Source organism: Edaphobacter sp. (assembly GCF_035532915.1).
In the GTDB taxonomy this organism is placed as follows: domain Bacteria; phylum Acidobacteriota; class Terriglobia; order Terriglobales; family Acidobacteriaceae; genus Edaphobacter.
The window spans coordinates 1-3806 of record NZ_DATKQC010000203.1 but is presented as its reverse complement, the minus strand read 5'-3'; the positions used below and the strand labels follow the sequence as shown (position 1 = coordinate 3806).

The 3806-nt window shown below is 58.6% G+C and carries 4 protein-coding genes; 3 read left to right on the top strand and 1 reads right to left on the bottom strand.

Annotated elements, in window-relative coordinates; translation table 11 throughout:
* Together VMU57_RS09995 and VMU57_RS09990 are read left to right on the top strand one after the other, a co-directional pair.
* The coding region (locus tag VMU57_RS09995) for a tyrosine-type recombinase/integrase (RefSeq protein ID WP_325382960.1) at positions 1 to 339 on the top strand (339 nt) is incomplete at its 5' end.
* A gap of 432 nt (positions 340 to 771) precedes the next feature.
* Complete coding sequence (locus VMU57_RS09990) at positions 772 to 1737, top strand: cupin domain-containing protein (protein ID WP_325382958.1); 966 nt, start codon at positions 772 to 774, stop codon at positions 1735 to 1737.
* A 60-nt stretch (positions 1738 to 1797) separates the two neighbouring features.
* On the opposite strand, the gene VMU57_RS09985 is transcribed toward VMU57_RS09990, so the two are convergent.
* Positions 1798 to 2295, bottom strand: a complete 498-nt coding sequence (locus tag VMU57_RS09985) for a TspO/MBR family protein (RefSeq protein ID WP_325382956.1) — start codon at positions 2293 to 2295, stop codon at positions 1798 to 1800.
* 90 nt (positions 2296 to 2385) lie between these two features.
* Between VMU57_RS09985 and thrS the strand changes: the two genes are divergently transcribed.
* A partial coding sequence (thrS, locus tag VMU57_RS09980) for a threonine--tRNA ligase (RefSeq protein ID WP_325382954.1) occupies positions 2386 to 3806 on the top strand: 1421 nt, incomplete at its 3' end.

Genomic DNA, 3806 nt, shown 5'->3' with positions numbered 1-3806 from the left:
AAGGCGCTCGCTGGCGAGTCTGAGTTGGTACTGCCGGGCCGGGGAAGCACTCGGAAGCCATTGGCACGCAATGCCCTCAACAAAGCGCTGGAGGGGCTGACATTCGACATGCAGCCGCTCACCATCCACGATCTGAGGCGTACCGGCGCAACGCTGCTGACGGAAAAGGGCTTCAACCGCGATGTGATCGAAAAAGCGATGAGCCACGAGAAGCAGGGAATCCGCGCCGTTTACATCCTGGCCGAACGCGCGCCAGAGCGAAAGAAGATGCTGCAATGGTGGGCGGGCTACTTGCGATCGGAGGCATCGCATGCTTCGCCAACGGCGTTCCAGTTATAAATCCAGCCAAACCGGGGGTGGGATTGATCTCAACATGGACAGCCCTTTCAAAACAGACGCTACGCTTAGCCACTTCGCAGTGGGAACCACTACGATCTCCCGCAATGAATCCTATTATCTGAATTATTTGCAGGCCTGGTGGTTCACCCATGGCAGCGAAGCCCTGGCAACCCCTTCACCTGTAGAATAAGCAACTTCGGGACGAACGTCGCAACTGGCACGGCGACCCGTTAGGCCAACTCTGCGAGGTGCTGGATTGTCAGTGCGGTGACCTCCCGTCTTTTGAACGAAATGCCGATGTGTTCGAGGAGATCACAGCGGCAGAGATGTAAGCCGTGGCGGCCCATGGTAGCGAAGATAACAAACGTCGGTTTCCCGCGATTGGTCCTATTATGAGAAGGAGCGACACATCTGCCGCTGCGAGGGCGACCCATGAGCACACTCACCCATCCCGAAACCAAGTCATCCGCTATGCCAGCCACCGAAAACAGCGCCGAGCAAAACGCGCTGATGTTTGAGTACAGTTCGGCCGCCGACCCCGTTGCTTCGGGAAGCGTTCCGCCCATTCCCTATGCCGAGTTTGCTGCTGATCTGTATGCGACCGCTCCCAGCCGCATCATCCCGCTCGATCTGTCGCAGGCGCTCAAGTCTGCCGCCCCAGCCAGTACGCCATCACTCGCCGCCAGCTTTCTGCGTATCGAGGCCGGCGACACACTCGAGACCTCCGCCAATTCCACGTCAGAGCTTTTTTATGTCATTCGCGGCAGCGGCGTATCCACGGTCGGCGATCGCGAAATTCGCTGGTCGCAGGGAGATTTCTTTACGTTGCCCGGAAGCACCGCACGGCATCGTGCTCAGGAAACCTCCGCGCTCTATTGGGTCAACGATCAGCCGCTGCTCGACTATCTTGGAGTGCAACAAAGCCATCCGCGTTTCGCCCCCGCCCATTACACCCACAGCGAATTGGCAAAAGCGCTGGAGCGGGCCGCGAACGATCCCCAAGCCGCTACTCGCAGCCGCGTCAGCCTGATTCTCGGCAACCCGGGCTGCATGCAAACCATGACCGTGACCCACGTGCTGTGGGCCATGTATGGCCTGATCGAGCCCAACACCCGCCAGCTGCCGCATCGCCATCAGTCGGTCGCGGTGGACCTGATTATCGACGCCAAACCCGGCTGCTACACCCTGGTCGGCACGGAATTAGGCTCCGACGGCCACATCAAAAATCCCACTCGCGTCGACTGGAAATCCGGCGCTGCCTTCGTCACTCCGCCGGGCTACTGGCATGAGCATCGCAATGAGTCGGGCGAGCGCGCCTACCTCACTCCGATCCAGGATGCCGGCCTGCACACCTACCTGCGCACCCTCGACATCACCTTTTACAAGGATGACGACTAGCAATCACACGAATCCCGGTTGCCCCAGGTTCGGTCGCCGCGGCGATCTAACCTGGGAGAATCACCGTTCCCGGTTCAACCGAAGTATTCCTAGGTTCAACACAGTCGCAATGCTGACCCACGCCAGGTAGGGCACCATCAGCCAGCCCGCCAGCGGATGCAGTTCCCAGAACAGCACCATGGTCGCCAGAATGGCCAGCCAAAGAATGCTGACCTCTCCCAGCGCGCCCGCAATCGCATGCCAGCGAAAGAAGATCAGGCTCCAAAGAAAATTCAGGCCCAGTTGGATCGCAAACCAGGCCAGCGCATAGGTCCGCAGTTGCGATACCGGCTGCGTCCAAATCATCCATGCCGCCACGCCCATCAATATGTACAGCGTGGTCCACACCGGCCCGAAGATCCAGTTCGGCGGATTGAACGATGGCTTTTTCAAGCCCGCATACCAGCCGGAAATCTCGGTCCTGGTCAGCAGACCGGAAATTAAACCCACAAGAACGCATAGCCCCACCCAGAAGACGAGGGCCATCAGTGGGAATCGACCGCCGGAAATATCATGCATGCAACCACCTCACTCAGGAATCAGGGCTTTCGCTCGACGGACACCGCAAAAACCACCTATCCTGATATCTGCGATCATTTAGGAACTAACATGAACATAGATGCAAGATCGATTCAGGTGCAGCTGCCCGACGGCAGCGCCCGCACCGTGCCCGCCGGAACCACTCCCCTGTCGATTGCGACGGATATTTCACCCCGCCTGGCTTCTGCTGCGGTCGTCGCCCAGGTATCTCCGCTTCAGACGAGGCCGACTCACGCTACAGCATCCACCGCGGCGGACGAGGAGAAATCCGCCAGCGAAGCTTCAATGTACTCCGCCGAGGATGCCGGGGGCGAGCGCTTGGTTGACTTGACCACGCCGTTGACCGAAGACGTGACCCTGCGCCTGCTCACGGAAAAAGATGTCGAAGCGCTCAAGGTTGTGCGTCATTCCGCCGCTCACGTCATGGCGACCGCCGTGCTGGAATTATTTCCGGAGACGAAGCTGGGTCACGGTCCCGCGACCGACAGTGGCTTCTTCTATGACTTCTACCGTCCCACGCCCTTTACGCCGGACGATTTGAAAGCCATCGAAGATCGCATGGCGGTCATCGTCGCTCGCGATGAGAAATTCGTTCGCGAGTGGGAGCCTCGCGACGAAGGCTTGTTGCGCTTCAAAGCGGAAAACGACTTTATGAAGATGCACTTCATTGAGCGTTTCACGCAGCCCGGCGAAAAGATCTCTCTCTATCGCAATGGCGCCTTTGTCGACTTTTGCCGTGGCCCGCATGTGCCTTCCACCAGCCGCGTCAAGGCCTTCAAGGTGATGAGTATTGCCGGAGCCTACTGGCTTGGGGACGAGAAAAATCCGCAGCTGCAGCGCATTTACGGCACCGCCTTCTTCTCCAAAAAAGAGATGGACGAGCATTTTGCGCGGTTGGAAGAAGCGCAGCGCCGCGACCATCGCGTGCTCGGCAAACAGCTCGACCTCTTCTCCATTCAGGACATCGCCGGCCCCGGCCTCGTCTTCTGGCATCCCAAGGGCGGCATCATCCGCAAGCTGATGGAAGACTGGATGCGGGAAGAATGTATCCGTCGCGGTTACGATATGGTCTTCACCCCGCACGTGATGCGCCATGAACTGTGGAAGATCAGTGGGCATGCGGGTTTCTACGCGCAGAACATGTACACGCCGATCAAGCTGGATGATGCCGACTACCAGTTGAAGCCGATGAACTGCCCGGGTCACATCCTGATCTACAAGAACACGCCGAAAAGCTATCGCGATCTGCCTGTGCGCTACGCGGAGCTTGGCAACGTCTATCGCTACGAGCGCAGCGGCACCATGCATGGCCTGCTGCGGGTGCGCGGCTTTACCCAGGACGACGCGCATATTTTCTGCACTCCCGAACAGATCGAAGATGAAGTCTCTGCGTGCATCGACTTTGCCGATGCCGTGCTGAAGACCTTCGGGTTTGCGGAATTCAAGGTGGAGCTTTCCACCTGGGATCCCAAGGACAAAGCCAGCTTTGT

Coding starts and splice junctions, on each gene's coding strand:
- VMU57_RS09990 (WP_325382958.1), top strand. CDS start 772: ATGAGCACACTCACCCATCCCGAAACCAAGTCATCCGCTATGCCAGCC.
- VMU57_RS09985 (WP_325382956.1), bottom strand. CDS start 2,295: ATGCATGATATTTCCGGCGGTCGATTCCCACTGATGGCCCTCGTCTTC.